The 22383-nt window shown below is 59.9% G+C and carries 21 protein-coding genes; 15 read left to right on the plus strand and 6 right to left on the minus strand.

All coding sequences use genetic code 11. The annotated features are described in order from the left end of the window. Nucleotides 1-26: 26 nt before the first annotated feature. The 6 genes from ACX80D_RS01495 (at nucleotide 27) to ACX80D_RS01520 (ending at nucleotide 6083) form a co-directional block, all read left to right on the plus strand. Nucleotides 27-1223, plus strand: a complete 1197-nt coding sequence (locus tag ACX80D_RS01495; RefSeq protein WP_459320774.1) for an ABC transporter substrate-binding protein — start codon at nucleotides 27-29, stop codon at nucleotides 1221-1223. Further along, nucleotides 1220-2017, plus strand: coding sequence for an ABC transporter ATP-binding protein (locus ACX80D_RS01500; protein ID WP_459320775.1), 798 nt, complete (start codon nucleotides 1220-1222; stop codon nucleotides 2015-2017). Before ACX80D_RS01495 ends, ACX80D_RS01500 begins: the two co-directional genes overlap by 4 nt. Beyond that, on the plus strand, nucleotides 2010-2906 hold the full coding sequence (locus ACX80D_RS01505) for an ABC transporter permease (protein ID WP_459320776.1): 897 nt from the start codon (nucleotides 2010-2012) through the stop codon (nucleotides 2904-2906). Before ACX80D_RS01500 ends, ACX80D_RS01505 begins: the two co-directional genes overlap by 8 nt. A 34-nt stretch (nucleotides 2907-2940) precedes the next feature. Beyond that, nucleotides 2941-3135 (plus strand): hypothetical protein, encoded by a 195-nt coding sequence (locus ACX80D_RS01510; RefSeq protein ID WP_459320777.1) that lies wholly within the window; start codon nucleotides 2941-2943, stop codon nucleotides 3133-3135. Nucleotides 3136-3305: 170 nt separating this feature from the next. Then, nucleotides 3306-4589 carry a uroporphyrinogen-III C-methyltransferase gene (gene cobA, locus ACX80D_RS01515; protein WP_459320778.1) on the plus strand — a complete coding sequence of 428 codons (1284 nt, stop codon included), beginning with the start codon at nucleotides 3306-3308 and terminating at the stop codon, nucleotides 4587-4589. A gap of 33 nt (nucleotides 4590-4622) precedes the next feature. Then, the gene (locus tag ACX80D_RS01520; protein WP_459320779.1) at nucleotides 4623-6083 is read left to right on the plus strand and encodes an FAD-dependent oxidoreductase; all 1461 of its coding nucleotides are present in this window, start codon (nucleotides 4623-4625) and stop codon (nucleotides 6081-6083) included. 140 nt (nucleotides 6084-6223) lie between these two features. Here the strand turns inward: ACX80D_RS01520 and ACX80D_RS01525 are convergent, their stop codons facing one another. Both ACX80D_RS01525 and ACX80D_RS01530 read right to left on the minus strand, forming a co-directional pair. After that, a complete protein-coding gene (locus ACX80D_RS01525) occupies nucleotides 6224-7030 on the minus strand; it encodes an isocitrate lyase/PEP mutase family protein (RefSeq protein WP_459320780.1) in 807 nt (268 codons plus the stop codon). A gap of 106 nt (nucleotides 7031-7136) precedes the next feature. After that, on the minus strand, nucleotides 7137-8585 hold the full coding sequence (locus tag ACX80D_RS01530) for a PucR family transcriptional regulator (protein ID WP_459320781.1): 1449 nt from the start codon (nucleotides 8583-8585) through the stop codon (nucleotides 7137-7139). Nucleotides 8586-8729: 144 nt separating this feature from the next. Here ACX80D_RS01530 and ACX80D_RS01535 point away from each other — a divergent pair, with 144 nt between their 5' ends. The 4 genes from ACX80D_RS01535 (at nucleotide 8730) to ACX80D_RS01550 (ending at nucleotide 13830) form a co-directional block, all read left to right on the plus strand. Beyond that, entirely contained in the window at nucleotides 8730-10160 is a 1431-nt protein-coding gene (locus ACX80D_RS01535; RefSeq protein WP_459320782.1) for a gamma-aminobutyraldehyde dehydrogenase, read from the plus strand. 124 nt (nucleotides 10161-10284) lie between these two features. After that, nucleotides 10285-11646, plus strand: coding sequence for a 4-aminobutyrate--2-oxoglutarate transaminase (gabT, locus tag ACX80D_RS01540; protein WP_459320783.1), 1362 nt, complete (start codon nucleotides 10285-10287; stop codon nucleotides 11644-11646). A gap of 201 nt (nucleotides 11647-11847) precedes the next feature. Further along, nucleotides 11848-12918, plus strand: coding sequence for a hypothetical protein (locus ACX80D_RS01545; protein ID WP_459320784.1), 1071 nt, complete (start codon nucleotides 11848-11850; stop codon nucleotides 12916-12918). A gap of 90 nt (nucleotides 12919-13008) precedes the next feature. Next, the gene (locus ACX80D_RS01550) at nucleotides 13009-13830 is read left to right on the plus strand and encodes a universal stress protein (RefSeq protein ID WP_459320785.1); all 822 of its coding nucleotides are present in this window, start codon (nucleotides 13009-13011) and stop codon (nucleotides 13828-13830) included. Between the two features lie 115 nt (nucleotides 13831-13945). On the opposite strand, the gene rarD is transcribed toward ACX80D_RS01550, so the two are convergent. Beyond that, nucleotides 13946-14932, minus strand: a complete 987-nt coding sequence (rarD, locus tag ACX80D_RS01555) for an EamA family transporter RarD (RefSeq protein WP_459320786.1) — start codon at nucleotides 14930-14932, stop codon at nucleotides 13946-13948. Between the two features lie 26 nt (nucleotides 14933-14958). On the opposite strand from rarD, the gene ACX80D_RS01560 reads away from it, so the two are divergent. The 3 genes from ACX80D_RS01560 to ACX80D_RS01570 all read left to right on the plus strand — a co-directional run bounded on the left by ACX80D_RS01560 (nucleotide 14959) and on the right by ACX80D_RS01570 (nucleotide 18413). Beyond that, complete coding sequence (locus ACX80D_RS01560) at nucleotides 14959-15099, plus strand: hypothetical protein (protein ID WP_459320787.1); 141 nt, start codon at nucleotides 14959-14961, stop codon at nucleotides 15097-15099. A gap of 1004 nt (nucleotides 15100-16103) precedes the next feature. Beyond that, complete coding sequence (locus tag ACX80D_RS01565) at nucleotides 16104-17519, plus strand: FAD-dependent oxidoreductase (protein ID WP_459320789.1); 1416 nt, start codon at nucleotides 16104-16106, stop codon at nucleotides 17517-17519. Between the two features lie 105 nt (nucleotides 17520-17624). Then, nucleotides 17625-18413, plus strand: coding sequence for an oxygenase MpaB family protein (locus ACX80D_RS01570; protein WP_459320790.1), 789 nt, complete (start codon nucleotides 17625-17627; stop codon nucleotides 18411-18413). A 20-nt stretch (nucleotides 18414-18433) separates the two neighbouring features. On the opposite strand, the gene ACX80D_RS01575 is transcribed toward ACX80D_RS01570, so the two are convergent. Then, the gene (locus ACX80D_RS01575) at nucleotides 18434-19069 is read right to left on the minus strand and encodes a DUF2461 domain-containing protein (protein WP_459320791.1); all 636 of its coding nucleotides are present in this window, start codon (nucleotides 19067-19069) and stop codon (nucleotides 18434-18436) included. 151 nt (nucleotides 19070-19220) lie between these two features. On the opposite strand from ACX80D_RS01575, the gene ACX80D_RS01580 reads away from it, so the two are divergent. Then, entirely contained in the window at nucleotides 19221-19688 is a 468-nt protein-coding gene (locus ACX80D_RS01580; RefSeq protein WP_459320792.1) for a Fur family transcriptional regulator, read from the plus strand. A 2-nt stretch (nucleotides 19689-19690) separates the two neighbouring features. Continuing rightward, nucleotides 19691-21190 carry a catalase gene (locus tag ACX80D_RS01585; RefSeq protein ID WP_459320793.1) on the plus strand — a complete coding sequence of 500 codons (1500 nt, stop codon included), beginning with the start codon at nucleotides 19691-19693 and terminating at the stop codon, nucleotides 21188-21190. A gap of 184 nt (nucleotides 21191-21374) precedes the next feature. Here ACX80D_RS01585 and ACX80D_RS01590 read toward each other — a convergent pair whose 3' ends face one another. Together ACX80D_RS01590 and ACX80D_RS01595 are read right to left on the minus strand one after the other, a co-directional pair. Beyond that, nucleotides 21375-21761 carry an ankyrin repeat domain-containing protein gene (locus ACX80D_RS01590; protein WP_459320794.1) on the minus strand — a complete coding sequence of 129 codons (387 nt, stop codon included), beginning with the start codon at nucleotides 21759-21761 and terminating at the stop codon, nucleotides 21375-21377. Further along, complete coding sequence (locus tag ACX80D_RS01595) at nucleotides 21758-21934, minus strand: hypothetical protein (protein ID WP_459320795.1); 177 nt, start codon at nucleotides 21932-21934, stop codon at nucleotides 21758-21760. The genes ACX80D_RS01590 and ACX80D_RS01595 overlap by 4 nt, the downstream gene beginning before the upstream one ends. Between the last annotated feature and the right edge of the window lie 449 nt (nucleotides 21935-22383).

Genomic DNA, 22383 nt, shown 5'->3' on the forward strand with positions numbered 1-22383 from the left:
CATTGCGCCTTCCCTAACGTTTGACCATGAGTACACGGGAAAGCCATCAGGATACGCCGCCACCCCGGCAGCAGCCCGCCCAACCGACGCAGCCCTTGCGGCTCAAACGGATTGTTGCCGGTGAGAAGGCCGAGCACAAGATGCGTGGCTTGGAGATCCTGGTGGTCACTGCGCTGGTTACCCTCATTGGGGCGGGCGCGGCAGTGGCCAGCATCAACGCCAAGAGTCCTGCGGAAGCGGGTACAGCAGTAACTGCCACAACTCCGGCCCACGTTCTCAAGCTTGGTTACTTTGGAAACGTCACCCATGGACCGGCCTTGGTGGGCGTGGAAAAGGGCATCTTCGCCCAGGATCTAGGCGCAACGACGTTGGAGACCCAGGTTTTTAATTCGGGCCCGGCCACGGTTGAGGCGCTCAATGCAGGAGCGATCGACGCCGCTTATCTGGGCCCCAATCCGGCCTTGAACTCTTTTGTTCAAAGCGGTGGTGAGTCCATCCGGGTCATTGCGGGTGCGGCCTCGGGCGGGGCACAGTTTGTTGTCCGGCCCGGCATCAGCGATGCGCAGGACCTCCGGGGTAAGACCATCGCCACTCCGCAGTTAGGTGGAACCCAGGATGTGGCGCTGCGCAACTGGCTTGTTGAGCGCGGTCTGGAAACCAACACTTCTGGTGGCGGCGATGTGACCATCACGCCCACCTCTAATGCTCAGACGTTGCGGCTATTTCAGGATGGAAAGATCGACGGCGCTTGGGTCGCGGAACCCTGGACCTCGCGTCTGGTGCTCCAAGCCGGAGCCAAGGTCCTGGTCAACGAGGCCGATCTTTGGGAAGAAGGCGAGTTCAGTACCACCGTGCTCGCCGTGAATAAGAGCTTCTTGGAAGAGCACCCACAAACCGTTGAGGCTCTCTTGAGAGGACACGTGGAGTCCGTCAAGTGGCTTGAACAGAACCCGGCGGAAGCCGCCACGGTTATTAATGCCGCTCTCAAAGTGGCTATTGGCCAGCCACTGGAAGATGACGTGATTACTCGATCACTGTCGGAGTTGAAGTTCACCTCTGATCCGCTGGCGGCCACCTTTCCCACCCTGCTTGACCATGGCGTGAGCGCGGGGGTGTCACAACCCGCGGACCTCAACGGTCTCTTCGAGCTGACGTTGCTGAACAAGGTACTACAAGCTGCCGGCGGCCAACCCGTCACGGCGGCAGGATTGGGGAAACAATGACCGAGCTATTGCTAGCAGGACCGGAATCTCTGACCCGCGGGCACAGGGGCGCCGACGGCGAAAGCCGGGCACCCGCCGTCGTCCTTGAGAACTTGGGCAAACGTTTTGGCGCTGGCGCTCCCGTGCTGGATGACGTCAATGCCACGGTCTATCAGGGCGAGTTTGTGGCCCTACTGGGGGCTTCGGGCTGCGGGAAATCGACGCTGCTGAACATCATTTCCGGGCTGGACGTTCCCTCCTCCGGCGCTCTGGAAGTACCTGAAGACGGGGCGGCATTCATGTTCCAAGACGCCTCCTTATTTCCATGGCTCAGTGCGCGCGGCAACGTGGAAATGGCGCTGAAACTACGCGGTGTGGCGCGTGCCGAACGGAGGGTCCGTGCCGCTGAACTGCTGGATCTGGTGAATTTGGGCCACTCCATGGACAAGCGCCCGCACGAGCTCTCCGGCGGAATGCGCCAACGCGTGGCGCTCGCCAGATCGCTGGCGCAAGACAAACCGGTGCTGCTGATGGATGAACCATTCGCCGCGCTGGATGCCATCACTAGGGACCTGCTGCATAACGAGCTGGAGCGCGTTTGGAAAGAGACCGGCCGAACCATCATTTTTGTGACGCACAATGTCCGCGAGGCCGTGCGGTTGGGCCAGCGCGTGTTGCTGCTATCTTCCCGGCCTGGGCGTGTTGTGACGGAGTGGAACGTCTCCGAGGAACACCGCACGGATGCTGGCGCGGCCGGTGCGCTGACCGCCGACATCACCACCCGATTGCGCCAGGAGATCCGCAAGCATGCCTGAACTAGTAACCTCGCCGATGCTCAAGAGTGGCACGGAAGACGATATGCGCTCCCTCGAAGCCGGGTTGGACTCATTGCAGTCCGAGGCTGTTGAACGCCGCGGGATCGATTGGTCCCGGGTATTGCTGCCCCTTGCCGCGTTCATTGTGGTGTTGTTGGCGTGGCAGTTCTATGTTTCCTTGGGGCTGCGCCGCCGGGATCTGGTCCCCGGACCGTTGGACGTGCTCGGCTCACTCGGTGCGTTGTGGGGCGAGGGATCCGCGCAGGAAGCTGTCTGGACATCGCTGCAACGCGGCATCATGGGTTTCGCCATCAGTATTGTGGTGGCCACCCCTATTGGTTTGCTGCTCTCGCAGGTGCGGGTGTTGCGGCGGGCGTTTGGGCCGCTGATCTCCGGCCTGCAAGTGCTGCCGTCCGTGGCGTGGGTCCCTGCCGCCATCATCTGGTTCGGGCTGACGGACGCCACTGTCTACTTTGTCATGTTCATGGGAGCCATCCCCTCCATCATCAACGGGCTCATTGCGGGTGTGGACCAAATCCCGCCGCAGTACCGCCGCATGGGCCAGATCCTGGGCGCTTCGCGGTGGGAGATGGCAGTGAACGTGGTGCTCCCCGCCGCGCTGCCAAGTTATGTTGGTGGGCTCAAGCAAGGGTGGGCGTTCTCGTGGCGTTCACTGATGGCTGCCGAGATCATCGCCATGGGAGGTTCGCTGGGATTCGGGCTGGGCTCATTGTTGGAACAAGGGCGTCAGCTTTCCGACATGGGGATCGTCATGTCTGCCATTCTGATCATCTTGTTCGTGGGTATTTTGGTGGAGCTGGTGGTGTTCGCACCCGTGGAAAAGCGTCTGTTGCGCGGCCGTGGGTTGTTGGCGGGCAGTACCCGCTAGGCCATAGTCTCCCTGTCAGTCGCCCTGGCAGTCAATGAGCGTGTGTGCTGCGCGGAGCGCAGGTGAGATCCTGCTGACCCCATTGGTCACCATCCCTAAGCGTGAGATCGTGGCATGGGAAGACGAGAACATTCGTGCTTCGCTTGCGGTGGGGCTCGCCCAGAACGCTTCCGGAGACGTGGTTAATCTGGGGGACTTCACCCAGTACCTGGACGCTGAAGACTCATGACTTAGCCGATGTTTTCCTTGCGTTTTACCGCCGTCGCCATGACTGCCTATTCCTGAGCCGTTTGAGAAATTGACCGCGCCCGGCCAAAGTATGTCCTCGCGTGACGTTGCGTGAACGGGTGTAACGCCAACCTTGTTCGCAGATATTTCACTTCTCTAAGGTCTTGCTTTATGGCAATTACGGATCTTTACCCAACCTCTCTCAGGCTGCTGGGCCGCCCCGTCCTGGTGGTGGGCGGCGGAAGCGTTGCGGCACGCCGTACCAAGGCATTGCTCGACGCCGGAGCTCAAGTCACACTGGTGGCTCCAGTTCTGTGCGCCGCGGCACGGGAATTGGCGGATGCCGGTTTAGTGCGTTGGTATGCCCGTGGCTACGAACCAGCGGACATGGCAGAAGCCTGGTACGTAGTTGCGGCCACCCACCACGTGGCCATCGATAGTCAGGTAGCCGCCGATGCCGAAGCGAACCGCGTCTGGTGCGTCAACCACTCCAATGCGCAGGAGTCTGCAGCCTGGACACCCGCAGTGGCTACCGTCGAAGACGTCAAGGTGGCAGTCAATGCTGGCGGAGACCCACTGCGAGCCGTAGCCATCCGTAATGCCATTGCCGCAGCTCTTGCAACCGGTGACCTGCCACTGCAGCGCTACCGTGGGACCACAAGTGGGCCTCTTAGCCCAGAACTCAATCGGCGCACCGGATCCGTAGCCCTCGTGGGCGGCGGACCCGGAGCCGAAGACCTTATTACAGTGCGCGGACGCCGGCTCCTGGCCGAGGCCGATGTGGTGGTTGCCGACAGGCTCGGACCTCGTGGACTGCTGGAAACCTTGGGCGAGAACGTCAAGATCATTGAGGTGGGCAAGACCCCCGGCCACCATCCGGTTCCACAAACTGAAATCAACGCCATCTTGGTCCGCGAAGCCAAAGCAGGCAACCGCGTGGTTCGGCTCAAGGGCGGGGACCCCTACGTCCTAGGCCGCGGTGGCGAAGAAGCCATCGCCTGCCGCGAAAGCGGCGTGGACGTGGAAGTTGTTCCAGGGGTCACCAGCGCTGTCAGTGTCCCTGCCGCGGCCGGCATCCCCGTCACTCACCGCGGTCTGGCCAAAGCCTTCACCATGATCAGCGGCCATGAAGAACTTGAAAACGTCCCACACGGCAGTGATCACACAGTGGTGTTGCTGATGGGGGTGGGCACGCTGAACCGCTCCATGCCGATTCTAGAAGCGGCAGGCCGCGGGAGCGATTGCCCTGTAGCCATCATTGAAAATGGGTTCGCCAAGAATCAGCGCGTCACCATCGGGACCCTCGGCACCATCGTGAGCCTCGCTCAGGCGAGTCAAGTGCGCAACCCAGCGGTCGTCGTCGTAGGTGACGTGGTGCGGGTTAGCCCACTGGCGCCGGCCGAACTCGCCACCGCCTTTTACGGCACGCGGGAAACTATCAGTTCTCTCTCTTAGACTTATCCATAAGCCCCTTTGAATCACACAGAAATGAGCACAGCCGTGTCTTCACACACTTCAGTAGCGCCCGGAACGCAGGATCGTCCGCTACGCATCGCCGTGATCGGCTCAGGTCCGGCCGGCGTCTATGCCGCCGACATGCTGACCAAGAGCGAAGCGGTGCGTGACGGACTGGTTGTCAGCATTGACCTTTTTGACCGTTACCCGGCGCCGTACGGCCTGATTCGCTACGGCGTGGCCCCCGATCACCCGCGGATCAAGGGCATTGTCAACGCCCTCTACAAGGTGCTGGACCGCGGCGATATCCGCTTCTTCGGCAACGTTGATTACGGCACCGATCTCTCTCTCGAAGACCTGCAGAAGCATTACGACGCCGTCATCTTCGCCACCGGCGCCATCAAGGATGCCGATCTGAACATCCCCGGCATCGAGCTGGATGGTTCCTACGGCGGTGCAGACTTTGTCTCCTGGTACGACGGACACCCGGACGTCTCCCGCGAATGGCCGCTGACTGCTAAGGAAATTGCCGTGATCGGCAACGGCAACGTGGCCCTCGATGTGGCACGGGTCCTCTCCAAGCACGCCGATGACATGCTGGTCACCGAGATCCCGGAGAACGTTTACGCCGGGCTGAAGTCTTCTCCGGTCACCGACGTGCACATTTTCGGCCGTCGTGGACCCGCCCAGGTGAAATTCACTCCCATGGAGTTGCGCGAGCTTTCACATTCCAAGGACGTGGACATTGTCCTGTACGAGGAAGATTTCGACTTCGACGACGCCTCCGACGCTGCCGTGAAGTCCAACAACCAGGTCAAGACCATGGTCAACACGCTCACCAACTGGCTCGTTGAGCAAGAGGATGACGCCGCCGATCCCAGCACTGGCGCCTCCCGCCGCCTGCACCTGCACTTCCTGCATAGCCCGGTGGAGATCACGGGAGCCGACGGCAAGGTCAATGGCATCAAGTTTGAGCGCACCGAGCTGGATGGCACGGGCAATGCGCGTGGCACCGGCGAATTCATCGACTACCCGGTCCAGGCTGTGTACCGTTCCGTGGGTTACTTTGGATCGGCGCTGCCGGATGTGGAGTTTGACCACCAGCGTGGCGTTGTCACGAACGACGCCGGTCGTGTCCTGGGCGCCGACGGCACCCACGTGCCGGGTATCTATGCGACGGGTTGGATCAAACGTGGACCTGTTGGTCTGATCGGCAGCACCAAGGGCGACGCCCTTGAAACCATCACGCACTTGCTGGCTGACCGCGAAGAACTGCCGCTGGCTGCCGAAGCCGCGCCGGAGTCTGTGGTTGAACTGCTTGACTCTCGCGGCGTGGAATTCACCACCTGGGAAGGGTGGCTGGAACTGGACGCCCATGAGAAAGCACTCGGTGCAGCGGCCTCTGAGAGTGGTCCGGTACAGCGCGAACGCATCAAGGTGGTGCCCCGCGAAGACATGGTGGCGGTTTCACGCGGCGCCTCAGTGGTGAGCTAGGGCTTACCTGGCGGGACCAATGGCGTACCAACCTCGGTACCGCATCGGTTCCACCAAAAATGCCACCCTTTGACGTGGATGCCACAGTTTGAACTATGGCATTCACGTCAAAGGGTGGCATTTTTGCTAAGCGGCCCGACTCAGCTCCCGAGCAGCGCATCCACATTCGGAAGGCCGTCAAAGTGGGTGAACGTGCCCTCGTCTGCAATCTCTTTGGCTGCCTGCAGAAAACCGCCCCAAGCGGTTCGCGCTAGCGTGCCACCAATGCTAATGCGTCGCACACCTAGCCTGGCCGCGTGCGCTACCGTCATGAAAGGGGCATTAATAAGCAGATTTACCGGCTTTGGTGCCACCGCCGTGACGATGGCGCTGACATGATCGGGAGAGGTGAGGCGGGGTGCGTAGAGGCAATCGGCGCCTGCCTCCGCATAGGCTTGCAGCCGCCGAATCGTTTCGTCGATATCAGGTCGGCCGCACACGAATCCCTCCGACCGGCCTGTCAATAGGACTCCGGTTCCTGTTTGATCGATTGCCTCCCGCGCCGCCCGAATGCGATCCACCGCGATATCGAAATCGAAGAGCGGCTCGTGCGGGTCCCCTGACGCGTCTTCGATAGACAGTCCCGCGATTCCCGTAGCCACGGCCCTTTTGACATTCACTGCCACAGTTTCCGGTTCAGCTGCGTAGCCGCGTTCGAAGTCGGCGTTCACTGGAACACTGACTGAACGGACAATGGAGTGCAGGTGGGCGAGAACTTCCTCGATCGTGGTTTGGGTATCAGGGCGGCCCAACGTCCAAGCGAATCCGGCACTGGTAGTGGCTACCGCCGGAAAGCCCAGCTGTTCCAGTGCACGTGCGCTCCCAGGATCCCAAGGGTTGGGCATCACGAAGCAACCCACGGAATGCAGACGGCGAAACTCAGCGATCCGGTACTCTGAAACGGCCATGCCACACCTCATTTTTGGAAGATGCTCAAAACTCTACGCGCGGTGCCAGATACACGACAAGGGGACTGACAAGGGGATCCAACACGACTCCCCGCCAACTCGGCACTCAGCTCTGCGGTGTAAGCCTGCGCACTGCTAGTGCCAGCCACAATTGCACCCGGTCAGGCGTCAGCGCGGGGTCGTAGCCTGTGAGCTCGGCGATCTGAGTCAGCCTGTACCTGACGGTGTTGCGGTGCAGGGCCAAGGCCTCGGCCACGGCTGCCACGGAGCCGTTGAGCCGCAAATAGGTTTCCAAGGTATCCACGAGGTCTGCGCCATGGGCTGTGTCGAACGCTATGAGCGGCCCCAATGCCTCAGCAGCCATATCTCCCATGGGCACGTCTTCGCTGGCCAGCAGCAGCGAGGTCAGGCTCAGCCGTTCAGGCACGTTGACTTCTAGCCCTCGGGTGGCGGCTTCACGCGCTTCAAAGTAGCTCCAGCGCAATCCGTTGGCTTGCGAGTATGCCCCGCCGATTCCCACGGGGGAAGGGATTCCAATATTGTGCATCTGGTGGCTCAACGCCCGCCCCAGAGTGGCCGGGTCACCGGCCTGGCCTGGCAGCACCAGCAGGAGTTCCTTACGGCCTTCGGAGCTGATGATGGCAGCAACTGCCGTTTCTAATCCGGGTGGCAAGGTGAGGGTGGAAAGGGTGCTGAATTTTCCATCGTCCGTACTCACCAGCAAAACAAAGTTCTTAGCGGTGGGGGAGATCCCTAGACTTTCGAGCCGTGCAGCTGAATCGGCCGGTTCCAACGTTCCCCGGACAATATCTGAAATGACTTGCCCCGCGATTTGCCGGGCACTGTTTCGCCGCTGCACCAGGTTGTTCAGTTCGATGCTGATGATCCCTCGGGCGTAGTCAACAATGCCGTTGTCGTGAAAGGGCTGGCGGAGCCAGAGCGTGCTGGCGTCACGTTTGCCTGTGGATAGGGCCACCGGGTGCCAGCTAGGTGACTCGGGGAATGCACCCGGTGATGTTGCTGCGACTTCGCCACCGTACTGGGTGATGACCAGATCGGCTGCGACCATCGCGGAGAGTTTTTTCAAAAGTGCCGGCAATCCACCGCCAGTCAACAGAGCCCTCGCCAAGACTTGATGCTCGCGCAAAAGCTGTTCCAGTTTGAAGTAATGGTCCGAGGAACGGGCATCTGCAACGAGTTTTCCTATAGCGATGAACGGGGTGCTGTAGGGGACCTCAACCACTGGAACTGCCCAACGGTTCGCCTCCGCCAAGAGCGCAGGCGGGACAGAATCATGTTCAAAGCCAATACCAAAACCAATGCCGACGGCGCCGGCACGCTTAATTTGGCGCACAAAGGATCTCTGGGCATCAGCCGTGCCTTGCCGTGCGCCCGTGGTGAGTACCAGTTCGCCTCCGCTGAGGAAGGCTTGCGGATTTTCCAGCTCTGTCACGGCAACCCAGTCAATTGCGGTGGTGAGCGGGGTTCGGGTGGAACCCATATTTTTTAGGTGCAGACCGGGTACGCCCAAAAGGTCAGCTAAGGAAAGTGCCATGCACCAACTATACAAACGCACTATGCAGAATACAGCTCGTGGTGCACTTGGCTATTCGCTTGAGATCGACTCCGGGCTTAGGCTGTCGCATACAAAGCGTATTTTTGCGCACTTTTCCACATCGAACTAAAGAGGTTGAACACTGTGGTCCAAACCTTGCAGAACTTTATCAACGGATCATTCGTCGCCGTCACCGGTTCCGAGTCCCTGGATATTGTCAATCCAAGCACCGGCGACATTGTGGCCAAAGCGCCCGTCTCTAGCCAATCCGATGTGGATGCGGCCATGGATGCCGCCGCCACCGCATTCAAGACCTGGAAAAAGGCCACTCCGGCCCAGCGCCAGAGCGTGCTGCTCAAACTTGCTGACGCCATTGAAGCGCGCAGCAGCGAAATTGTAGAAGCCCAACACCGCAATACCGGTCAGGTTAAACAGATGATCGCGGATGAAGAGGTCTCAGCAGGAGCGGATCAATTACGCTTCTTCGCCGGAGCTGCGCGCCTGCTGGAAGGCCGCTCAGCCGGCGAATACATGGAGAACTTCACCTCCTATGTACGCCGCGAACCCGTAGGCGTCATCGCTCAGGTCACGCCCTGGAACTACCCGTTCCTGATGCTCATCTGGAAGATCGGCCCGGCCCTGGCAGCTGGCAACACCGTGGTCCTGAAGCCCAGCGACACCACCCCTGAAAGCACACTTGTTTTTGCCGACATCGCCAAGGACATTGTTCCGGCAGGCGTCCTCAACTTCATTTTGGGCAACGGAGCAACCGGCGCGGCCATGGTGGATCACAAGACTCCCGCCATGGTTTCGATCACCGGCTCCGTCCGCGCTGGCATCGCAGTTGCCACGGGTGCCGCCAAGGGCCTCAAACGCGCTCACTTGGAACTGGGAGGCAAGGCCCCCGCCATTGTGTTTGCCGACGCCAACATTGGCAAAACCGCCCAGGAAATCGCAGAATATTCCTTCTTCAACGCAGGTCAGGACTGCACCGCCATCACGCGCGTGCTGGTTGAGGAATCGGCGCATGAAGAGTTCACCGCAGCGCTGGCTACGGCCGCGCAAGGGCTGGAAACCGGCAATGCGGATGAGTCCAAGAACTACTTCGGACCGCTCAACAACGTCAACCACTTCAATGCCGTGGTCAAGATTGTGGAGAGCATCCCGGAGTACGCAACCGTTGTCACCGGCGGCAAGCGAGTGGGGGAGAAGGGCTTCTTCTTTGCTCCGACGGTGGTAGATGGCGTGAAGCAAAGCGATGACATTGTTCAGCAGGAAACCTTCGGCCCCGTCATCACGGTGCAGACTTTCAAGACCGAAGATGAAGCGGTGGAGATGGCCAACGATGTTGACTACGCCTTGGCTTCCAGCGTCTGGACCTCAAACCACGGAGTGGCCATGCGCGTCTCCCGTGACCTGGACTTTGGCGCGGTCTGGATCAACACCCACATCATGCTGACCGCAGAAATGCCCCACGGTGGCTTCAAACAGTCCGGCTACGGCAAGGATCTTTCCATGTACGGCGTGGAGGATTACACCCGAATCAAGCACGTCATGAGCAATCTGGACGCGTAAGTACCCCAGTGGTGGGAAGAACGACGGCGGCACGCAGGGTCCGCCGTCGTCCTCCCCACTGACGGCCTAGTCCATACCCGCGCCACCCAAAACCCCCTGCCTCACCCTCTTGAAAGGAATGTCCATGAGCGATATTCAGTACCGTCTTGACCAAAAACGCCAGATTCTTGGGGCATTCCCGGGCCCCAAGTCGCAAGCACTCAACGAACGCCGCAAGTCGGTAGTAGCCGGCGGGGTGGCCTCCACTGTGCCCGTCTATGTTGCAGACGCTGACGGCGGCATCATCACCGACGTTGACGGGAACTCCTTCATTGATTTGGGCTCTGGCATCGCCGTCACCTCGGTCGGTGCATCGGACGCCAACGTGGTGGAAGCAGTCCGCGAGCAGGTTGGCCACTTCACCCACACCTGCTTCATGGTCACCCCCTACGAGAGCTACATCGAGGTCGCCGAGGAACTCAACGCACTGACCCCCGGCACCCACGAGAAGCGCACAGTACTGTTCAACTCCGGCGCCGAAGCAGTAGAGAACGCCGTAAAAGTGGCACGCCTGGCCACGGGCCGCGACGCCATTGTCGCCTTCGACCACGCCTACCATGGCCGCACCAACCTGACCATGGCGCTGACCGCCAAGGCCATGCCGTACAAGACAAACTTCGGCCCGTTCGCCCCGGAAATCTACCGCGTGCCCATGAGCTACCCCTACCGCGAAGAAGCGGACATTAAGGGTGAAGAGGCAGCACGCCGCGCCATCACCATGATCGAGAAGCAGATCGGTGCCGATTCCGTTGCCGCGATCCTGATCGAACCCGTCCAGGGCGAGGGCGGCTTCATCGTCCCGGCAGACGGCTTCCTCCCCACCCTCGCCGCGTGGGCCAAGGAGAACGGCGTGGTCTTCATCGCCGACGAGGTCCAGTCAGGCTTCTGCCGCACCGGCGAATGGTTCGCCTCGCAGCACGAAGGCGTGGTCCCTGACATCATCACCATGGCCAAGGGAATCGGTGGCGGACTGCCGCTCTCCGCCATCACCGGCCGCGCCGATCTCATGGATGCCGTGCACCCCGGCGGCCTCGGCGGCACGTACGGCGGAAACCCCATTGCCTGTGCCGCAGCGCTCGCAGCTATCAAGACGATGAAGGAACACGATCTCAACGGCCGCGCCGCGAACATCGAACGCCTTGTCACCGAGCGTTTCACGGCCCTGGTCGAGGAACTGGGTGAAGCCGGCATCATCGGTGAAATCCGTGGCCGCGGCGCCATGATGGCCCTCGAACTGGTCAAGCCCGGCACCGCCAACACCACCAAGGAAGTCAACGCCGAGGCCGCCAAGTCCATCGCCGGTGCCTGTCTGGCCGCCGGGGTCATCATTCTGACTTGCGGCACGTACGGCAACGTCATCCGCCTCCTCCCGCCGCTGGTCATCAGCGATGAGTTGCTGGGCGACGGCCTGGACGTCCTCAGTGACGCCATCCGCGCAGCAGTCTAGAGACCGCGTTTAGCGTCATTGCGAGAGCGCTGATGACGTTCGACGGCGGCACCTGGGTTGGGCGTTTTGCCCACCTCAGGTGCCGCCGCTGTTCCAGGACAAGACTGGCATTCGCAGGTGGTCATAGCCCTGCTGCAGTGAGCTCGGTTGTGTAGGGTGGCAGGAAGATCTTCACTGGTGGACGCGGCATAGTTAGGTGTCATGGGGAACAATAACTTTGATCGGCGTTACCCTGCGATGTTTCAGCCGGGCGGCGAGGAACACGCCTCACAAGGGTACTTTCCGGAGCCGGAATCGGAGCCGGAAAAGCAGCCGCCAACCGATGCTGGCGCCAGTGTTCGCACAGTTCCTGCACCCGTAGCGAGTCTTCCTGAGGGCCAGAAGGCAGCTGCCGAGGTGGAACAAAAAGCTCAGGTGCACGGGCCTGAGCGCGAAGACGAGCGGATCCACGAACTGCTCGCAAGACCCGCCACTCGGCGTGTGAGCCATTGGTCCACCAGATCGTGGATCATCTGTGGCCTAGCCATTGTGCTGGTTTTTGCAGGGTCAGCGTTCTGCTTTTCTGCTACCGCGCTCACTCCCGGTTCTGCAAGTCTGGACCCCACACCGTTTCACGGAATCATGGTAATTCCATGGGGGCAGGTGATTTTCCTTGGAGGGCCTGCCCTGTTGACGGCCGGTCTGGCCATTACGGCTGCCATATTCTTGTTGGCAGCGCGTGGATACCCCCAACAGGCATGGCGGTTTCAGGCGGCAGCAGGAGTGGCGGGACTGGTGACGCTAGGACTTGGTCTGATGGCAGTGTTGAGCGAACAACTCTTCACTAAATTGCTCTATAGCCCCGTCAATTACCAAATGGATAGCAACCCACTACCTTGGTATTCGGTGTTTGCGTTGATCGCCTCGCACCTGATGATTTTAGGGCCAGCGGTTCTGGCTCTGGTGGTGGTCCTCCATCCCGGCAAGGAAGGGACCCCCGGTGCAGCCACACCCAAGATGACTTTTTTGACAGGCGCCCTGATCACAGCAGCCGGCATTTGGGTGTGGTTTAGTCCGCAATTTTTCCCATTAGCTCGGGGAAGAAGAATTGAGCTAATGGATCAAAATATCACCACCACTCCGTGGACGTACAGTCTTTCGCAAGCCGGAGGCCCACTAGTGCTCGTGGGGACACTAGTGCTGTTCTGGTGGGTTTTCATAGTGGCCACGACCCGGGTGGTGCCAGCTGAAGATGTTGCTGAGCCTAACGCCTACCCCGTCGCTGGGGAGTGAAATCTGTTAGTTTGACGCGCTGCCGTTGTACAGTCAGTCCTATTACCGCCCGCACAATGATGTGACGGGCACTGGGTGAAAGGGTGCTTCATGAAATATGTAGTGGGATATCGGCCAGATGAGCGTGGCGCTGACGCTGTAGCGCTTGCCGCGGTTATCGCTAGAACCCAGGGCGCGCACTTGCACCTGGTCTTTGTTCTGCATGGGGGTAAAGCCATAGGCGCCGATATCGAGAAGCAGGCCTTGGCTCTGGTTCCCAGCGATGTTGAAGCTAGCTTTTCCACCCGCGTAGCCGACTCGTTCGCGCACGGTCTGATCGACGCAGCTAGAGAAGACAACGCCGTGATGATTGTGGTGGGTGCCGCCAGCAACGGTCTGTTCAAGCGGTTTACGGTGGGTTCAGTAGCCAATGGGTTGCTTCATGCATCACCTGTGCCTGTGGCTCTTGCTCCGCGTGGCTACAACCGTAAGGCGCCGCTGACCAGGCTCACTGTCATGACCGGTGTGCGCGAGGGTTGGCAGGCAGTGCTCGACGTCGGCACCGTTGCAGCAGGGCGGCGGCAGGTACCGCTGCGGCTGGTGTCGGTCGTGGAAATAGATCAGCTGGAGCAAACTGACTTCGATCTTGACAGCTCTCTGAGCCCTGCCAAACAGCATGTGAATACCGTCTTGGCGCAGGCTGCCGCCAAACTCCCGGACAACAAGGTGACCGTGACGCTCGCGCACGGGCGCAATATTGAAGAAGCCATTGATGGAATTGGTTGGAAATCAGGAGAACTGGTGATCGTCGGTTCCAGCCGTCTGGCAGAAAAACGCAAGATCTTCCTAGGCTCCACCGCCAATAAGATCTTGCGGTCCCTCCCGGTGCCCATGGTGGTTGTGCCCCGCGATTACGTATCCCCAGGAATCTAAGGGCTGGCAATCCAGGAAGCCTTACGGCGCCAAGAACGCATCACTAAAGAGGAGCTGTAAGCCATCCGCACCGCGGCGATCAATTCGCTGACTCTCTCGCTGCTCAGCTGTGGAGCTATGCAGTGGTGCTCCTGCGTAGCCGGGATGTTTTGCGGTAGTTCATGAGCATGTCGGTAATGAGGATACTCAGCGCCACCCAGACAATGGCGAAGCCAATCCAACGCTCCAACGTCATTTCCTCGCCGAGGAGGGTGATCGCGATGATGAACTGGACCACCGGTGTCATGAACTGCAGCAACCCGATGCCGGTCATGGAGAGACGGCGGGCTGACGCCCCAAAAAATAGCAGGGGGACCGCGGTCACAATTCCGGAGGAGGCAAGGAGCCAGAAATGGCCTGCGCCCAGCCCAGTCAGCGTGGCCTGGCCCGCGAGCGTTAGCAGCGCCATGGCGGCGATCGCGAAGGGGGTCAATATCGCTGTTTCAATGCTGAGGCTGGTGATGGCGTCGACTCTGCCGCCAATGCGGTTTTTCACAAAGCCGTAGATCCCGAAGCTGCCGGCCAGAACGAGTGCCAGCCACGGCAGTTTGCCGTAACTGAACGTCAGCACCACCACGGCTGCGAAGCCAACACCCACCGCCGTCCACTGCAAGGGGCGCAGCCGTTCCTTGAGGAGGAGCACACCCAGTAGCACGGAGAAGAGCGGATTGATGAAATAGCCCAAGGAGGCTTCAACCGTGTTTCCAGTGGTCACGGCGTAAACGTAGGTCAGCCAATTGATCAAGATCAGGATGCCGGCAGCGGTGAGGGTGCCCATGATGCGCCGGCTCTTGAGGGCCGCGCCGATCTTGCTCCACCCTCGGGAGATGGAGATGATCAAGGCGCAGAAAAGCACTGACCAGACCACGCGATTGGCCACGATTTCAATACTATTGGCAGGAACCATCAAGATGAAGTAGAGGGGCAGCATGCCCCATAGCCCGTAAGCACCTACCCCGTAGAGCACGCCCGTGGCGGCTTCGGATTGTGCTGGTCCGCTTGCTTTTTGCTGCTTGGCGGTGGGTCCGTTTTTCTGAGGTTCGCTGATTGTCACAGACTCCATAACAACACCGATGCAGAATAAATGCCATGTCCACTTCAGACAGAGTGGATGGGTGGGTGAATCTGGGCCTGGGTCTGGGTCTGGGTCTGGGTTTGCCAGTGTTGCCTAGGACCGGTGTTGCTGCTGACTGCCACTGGTTCCAGTGGTCCGAGGATTGTGCGTCGTAGAGGCTGGCCTTGGAATAAGCGTTGTAAGCGCCGTAGCAGCTGACCACCAGATATGAGGTGACAGAGAGATTGCCTGAGCTATTACAGATTGCCAAGCGGTTAGAGATGAAGACGTTCCCAGACAGAGAGTAATACTCTGCCCGGTCGGCGAACGACACACCCAAGTAGCAAGGGAGAAAGTTATTGTCTTGGGTGTCGCCGCGGCAGGCGAAGTAGTCGTCGCCGCTGGAGTCTGTTACAGCAATTCCGGCACCATTCCAGAAGTTGAAATCGCAAGTGCTGATGCGGAAACGGGTGCAACGGGTGAGCCTGCTGGCCGAGTGGGCCAAGTATGCAGGTCGATCGATCGGGTCTGCAGTGGGTTCTTGAAGAGTCAGCTTGCGGAGGGTAGTACCGGTTTTGGAGGTGGAGAGGAATGCTGCGGTGGAATCGGAAGCTACGGTAATGATTGCCCCGCAGCCATACGGCTCCTGCAAGCAGTTGAACTTGCGGTGTTAGAGCCAGAATCGTCGCCCAGTCCTCTCCAGGGCTCAGGACAGGAAGAGCTTGGGTTCCCTTTGGGCTCTCTTGGGAGAATCGTTTTGCTGCAATGAATGTGATCTATTGCGATTCAGAATACGCATCAAGGGTCAACAATTTACGCGAGCCCAGGCCGTTAGGCAGTTTTTGACGGCAATTGATGGGGTGATCCCAGGTTTTTGATACACGCGAAGCGTTGGATTATCTTCCCGGCGTAGCTGACGGTATCTGTTGAGGTGGCGGGTTCGGCATCGACCAGGAAAGAACTACCTGCACTTAAAACCATTCCTGAGTTGCGCGCCTGAGCTGCGCGAACGGCGCTGAGTTAGGTGAGTAGTTGGTCACTTTCACAAGCAGACTCTTTCCGACGCCGAGCGTTGCCAATTAGACTAGAAAAGTAGCGCTTAATTGGCGCCCCGGTGTGCAACAGTTGATGCAGTGACTATGCTGATGTTGCCATTCTCCAGTTCGGAAGGACTTCTTTCTTGGCTAACTTGAACGCCACCCGCCCCTTACGCGTTGCCATTGTTGGCTCCGGCCCTGCGGGCGTCTATGCGGCAGATATTTTGACGAAGTCTCAGGAAGTGGCCGGCGGCGACGTTCACGTCAGCATCGATATCTTTGAATCTCAGCCAGCCCCCTACGGGCTGATCCGCTACGGAGTGGCTCCGGATCACCCCCGGATCAAGGGCATCATGAACGCTCTGCACAAGGTCCTGGACCGTGGGGATATCCGCTTCTTCGGCAATGTCACCTATGGGCGCGATGTGACACTGGCCGATCTGCGCGCACACTATGACGCCATTATTTTCGCCACAGGTGCCACCAAGGATGCCGCCCTGGACATCCCCGGCATTGACTTAGATGGCTCCTACGGCGGTGCCGATTTTGTCTCCTGGTACGACGGACACCCCGATGTCCCCCGCGAATGGCCACTGACCGCGAAGGAAATTGCCGTCATCGGCAACGGCAATGTTGCCCTCGACGTGGCTCGTGTCCTGTCCAAGCACGCCGAGGACATGCTAGTCACCGAGATTCCGGACAACGTCTACGCCGGGCTGAAAGAATCTCCGGTCACCGACGTCCATATCTTTGGCCGGCGAGGTCCTGCGCAGGTCAAATTCACGCCACTGGAACTACGTGAGCTGAGCCATTCCAGAGATGTTGACATTGTCCTCTACGAGGAGGATTTCGATTTCGACGAAGCCTCAGATACTGCCATTAAGTCCAATAACCAGGTCAAGATTATGGTCAACACTCTGACCAACTGGCTTGCCGAAGAGCATGATCCGACGCGGGTCCCGGCATCGCGCCGCCTCCACCTCCACTTCTTACACACCCCCGTGGAAGTCCTTGGTACCGGTGGCAAGGTCTCCGGCGTTAAGTTCGAACGCAATGAGCTCGATGGCACCGGAAACGTCCGCGGCACCGGCGAATTCATTGACTACCCGGTCCAGGCCGTCTACCGTGCCGTGGGCTACCTCGGTTCCGAACTCCCTGAGGTGGACTTTGATTCTCGCCGTGGCGTCATCCCGAACGACGGTGGACGTGTGCTGGCCTCAGACGGTACTCAGGTGCCTGGCTTGTATGCGACAGGTTGGATCAAGCGCGGTCCGGTTGGTTTGATTGGCAGTACCAAGGGTGATGCCTTGGAAACCATTGGCTGCCTTCTGGAGGACCGCTTGGGGCTTCCGGTTGCCGAACTTGCTGACGAGAGTGCCATTGTGAACTTGCTGGAATCACGTGGCATTGACTTCACCACTTGGGAGGGCTGGAATAAGCTCGATGCCCACGAAAAACAGTTGGGTGCCAGTTATGTCCACGCTGATGGTCTTGAGGTGACGCGTGAGCGCGTGAAGGTTGTGGACCGCGAGCAGATGGTCAACATCTCCACGAAGTGATCTCCACGGTGATCACCCACTAATGTCTGTCATGAAAGTTGCTACGGAATTTCCCGCCCGGCGCCCTTGCTGCCTATGCGCCGCGGATGTGCCACGCTTGATCGCATGAGCAATGGTGGAGGTGCAGCTAAGAGTTGGTCGGATGTGGCGCCCGAATCTGTGCTGTTGGCGGGTGCTGGCCGGGCCATCTTGTTGCAGCTAGCCAACCCGGCGGTGGGATACGGGGTGGCGGATCATTCCAGCTTTTCCGCGGATCCGCTCAAGCGGCTCCATGGGACCCTGAGCTATATTTATGCGCTCAGCAATGGCACGCCGGCGCAGCGTAGGACCATGCAGCGGCAAGTTCACAGGGCCCACCGTCCAGTGAAATCCGCGGGGTCTGCCACTACTCCGGCCTACGCTGCTGCTGATCCGCAGCTGCAATTATGGGTTGCCGCGACGCTCTATGAGACCGCCTCGCAAACGTACGACGCCGTGTTCCCCGCACTGTCAGCTGCCGACGCGGAATCGGTGTATCAAAGCTATTCCGCACTGGGAACAGCGCTCGGAATGCCAGCTGAACTGTGGCCCAGTACCCGCGGCGACTTTGCCGACTACTGGCAACAGCAGCTCAGCGCACTCAGCGTTGATGCAACCACTCGTGCCGTAGCCGCCGAACTTCTGGCCGCCAAGCATGCTCCGCTCTGGGCGCGCGCCCTCATGCCGCTAGCCCGACTATTGACCGTAGGTCTACTGCCACCTGCTGTTCGAAAGATGTACGGATTCACGTGGACGCCGCGTCAGGGCATGCTCTTGCGGGCGGTGTTCAAGGCGGCCAGAGTAGTGGTGCGCATCACGCCGGTGAGGATCCGGCACGCACCCATGCACTTCTACCTCAAACGAATCCCCGGCTAGCTCAGGCGTAGAGGGCCGGTTCAGGGCGCAGCATAGCGGACAACCCAGTCCACCAGCGGCCGCAGGTGTTCCCAGGACGAGAAAATTTCCTGTTCAGCCTGAGCCGTCTCCATCCATGCAGGCTTTCCGAGATGTCGGGATGCGCTGACGGTCTTGTATTTGAGTAAGTCTGCACGGGGGTGATCCTTGGAGAACCCCTGTGGAACCCGCTTGAGGGTCTGTCCCTCGAGGGTGAAACCTGCAGAGCTCAGCCCGTTGAGAATGGTTTCCAGTGCTGCGCCACTGGCCGAGGAATCAACTGCGGCCCGGTACCTGGAGAGTTGGGCCGGAGCCGAGGAATGATAGCCGCCGCCCACCAACAAGCCGTCGGCGTCGATCTGGACATAGAACCCCACTTCCTCGTAATGGGAAATGAACATTCCCTGTGCTGTTTTGTACGGGGACTTATCGGGCGAAAAACGCACGTCGCGGTAGGGGCGAAAAATCCTACCAGCCCCGAATCTTCCCTCGGCGGCTTGTTGGAGAGCCAGCAGCGGTGCCTTCACAATTGAGCCGTAAGTGTCTTTGTGGTCAAGCCACCATGCCTTGTTGTTGTTGTCCTCCAGGGCGGCATAGAACTCCACCGCTTCCATGGGAATCCCGGTAAATGTACTCATGGTTTCAGCCTAGAGAGAGAGCTGCGCGCGTGCCAGAGCGGTAGCGGCTTTGGTGCGTGAGCAGGCGTTGTCCTACAGCTGTGGGGGAATGGAAGCCACACCCCAAACTCTTTACTGGACTCAGTCCAGAAAGCGAGATAGGGTGGGAGGCATGGAAAAAGAACGAACAATCGAGGACTTATTGCGGGCAGCATCGCTGCGCGTGACGCGTCCCCGCGTTGCCGTTCTCAGTGCAGTGACTTCCCACCCCCATGCCGATGCCGACACCATTATTGGGGCCGTTCGCACGGACCTGGGGAGCGTCTCCAAGCAAGCCGTCTACGACGTGCTGGCGGCGCTGGAAGAGGCAGATTTGGTACGTCGAATCGAACCGTCTGGCTCGCCTGCGCGGTTTGAGACGCGGGTGGGGGACAACCATCACCACGTGGTGTGCCGCAGTTGCGGAGACATTGCAGATGTGGACTGCGCCCTCGGTGAGACGCCTTGTTTGCATGCCTCCAACAGCCATGGCTTCAGCATTGATGAGGCCGAGGTTATTTACTGGGGTACCTGTCCTGATTGCACAGCCAAAAGACTTCTGAACGAGCAAAATTTGACTACCACTAGGAGCGATAAGTAAAGATGACTATCGAAAACACGGCACCGCTGACCACGGCCGCAGGCGCGCCTGTTGCCAACAACCAGGACAGCCTCACCGCCGGTCCTCGCGGACCCATGCTGCTGCAGGACGTTTGGTTCCTGGAGAAGCTAGCTCACTTCAGCCGTGAGGTCATCCCCGAGCGTCGTATGCACGCCAAGGGCTCTGGTGCCTTCGGAACCTTCACGGTCACCAACGACATCACCAGGTACACCAAGGCAGACATCTTCTCCGAGGTCGGCAAGCAAACCGAGCTGTTTACTCGCTTCTCCACGGTTGCCGGCGAGCGCGGCGCTGCCGACGCCGAGCGCGACATCCGTGGCTTCTCCGTGAAGTTCTACACCGAGGAAGGCAACTGGGATCTGGTTGGCAACAACACCCCCGTCTTCTTCTTCCGCGATGGCCTGAAGTTCCCCGACCTGAACCGCGCCGTCAAGCGAGATCCGCGCACCAACCTGCGCAGCGCCGAGAACAACTGGGACTTCTGGACCAACCTGCCCGAGTCCCTGCACCAGGTCACGATCGTCATGTCTGACCGCGGCATCCCCGACGGCTACCGTCACATGCACGGCTTCGGCTCACACACCTTCTCCCTGATCAACGCAGCGGGCGAGCGTTTCTGGGTCAAGTTCCACCACGTCACGCAGCAGGGCATCAAGAACCTGACGGATCAAGAGGCCGCTGCAGTGGTTGCTGGCGACCGTGAGTCCAGCCAGCGCGATCTCTTCGACGCCATCGAGAACGGTGACTTCCCGAAGTGGAAGCTCATGGTTCAGGTCATGCCCGAGGCTGACGCTGACACGTACAAGTACCACCCGTTCGACCTCACCAAGGTCTGGTCCAAGAAGGACTACCCGCTCATTGAGGTTGGCGAGTGGGAACTGAACCGCAACGCCGAGAACTACTTCGCCGATGTTGAGCAGGCCGCCTTCTCCCCGGCCAACGTTGTTCCCGGGATCAGCTTCTCCCCGGACCGCATGCTGCAGGCCCGCCTCTTCTCCTACGGCGACGCCGCCCGCTACCGTCTCGGAGTCAACCACCACCAGATCCCGGTGAACGCACCGAAGAACGCGCCGGTCAACACGTACCACCGCGATGGTCAGGGCCGTGTCGATGGTAACCAGGGTCGCACCCCCGGCATCGAGCCGAACTCCTACGGCCGCTGGCCCGAGCAGCCCGCCTACGCTGATCCGGCACAGGCTATTGGCGCCATTGCTGACCGTCACAACTTCCGCGAAGACGATGCCAACTACTTCGAGCAGCCCGGCATCCTGTTCCGTGAGAAGATGACAGATGAGCAGCGTCAGGTGCTCTTCGAGAACACCGCCCGCGCCATCGATGGAGCCTCACAGGCCACGATCGAGCGTCACATCTTCAACTGCACCCAGGCTGATCCGGCCTACGGCGCAGGAGTACGCGCGGCAATTGAAGCTCACCAAGCGTCCAAAATCTCCACCATGAGCGTTAATTCAGACGCCATGTAGTCAACCCTGTCGTACGACGGCGGCACCCACCTTTCGCGTAGTGCGGAAGGTGAGTGCCGCCGTCGTTGGTTAACGGGTGTGCCGGGTGAACGAGCCGGTCGAGATCGAGTTGCCACTAAACGTTGATGTTTTTGCGGCAGATGAACGTTAAGTGGCAACTCGAATTTAGGTGGGAGCGGGGAACTCAGCCGAGCAGGTGTTCGCGGCCAAACATGGCGGCTGTGGCGCGGGCGGAAGGGGTGCCAGCGTCGAGGTCCGCCCCGGCTGCCACGAGCAGGGCCACCACGGCGTCCTCGCCCTTGAAGAGTGCACCGGCGAGGGGCGATTGGTCCCGGGCGTTGCGCAGATCAGAGTCGGCCCCTCGCGTCAGGAGCATGGAGACGGTCTCGGCATTGCCGTTGTAGGCGGCCAGCATGAGGAGCGTGTTGCCACCGGAGTCTTGGACATTGAGCCAGAGCCCATGGTCAAGGAACTCTGCCAGTTCAGCGCTTTTGCCGTCGCGAGCCAAGTCCATAGCCAACGCGATGAGCTGGACTGTCTGGTCTTCGTTGAGGGAAGGGTTATTGGTCATTTATCCACAGTAGGTGATGGGCTGGGGCTTGTCCCCACCGTCCTGGCTGCCAAGGGTAGATCCAACCTTCCGGCGTCAACGAATGCAGCAAGTTGGCCATCATTGCCATGCTCGCGAGCAAAGATATCGATCGAGCTAGAGCCACCCCACAGGTCCTTGGCCCACACTGACATACCTACATGTCTAGGACACGAATGCCACGCAAGATCTTCCACTCCCTGGACTAGTTCCAGTATCGCTGCCGTGCCCATCTGATCCACTGAATCAACGGGAGAGCGGGGTGCAGCACGACAGTGCCCGGTCCGGAAGTCCTCTCCTGGATGGGGGACGGGCTGGCGCTACGTGAAACGCCAGATTCGCCCAACCTGCGGCAGCCAGCTCTGCGGTCCACGCCGGGCCTGCGTGCTGCTCGCTAGCCAGGTGCACAGTGCAGTAGTTACGTCTTGGATGTGCTGCACTGCCGAACATTGGTGAGCTGGGAGGGCGAGTGCGGTAGCCGGCGTCGGGCTTCCCGGCCAGACACAGAAGACATGCAACGACGACGACGACGGGGGGACGTTTCGGTCAGTGGCTCTCCTACTGCCCCACCTACTGGCTGCCAGTTTGGGGAGATGTACAGTTG

The sequence above is a fragment of the Arthrobacter sp. Sr24 genome (assembly GCF_054511175.1).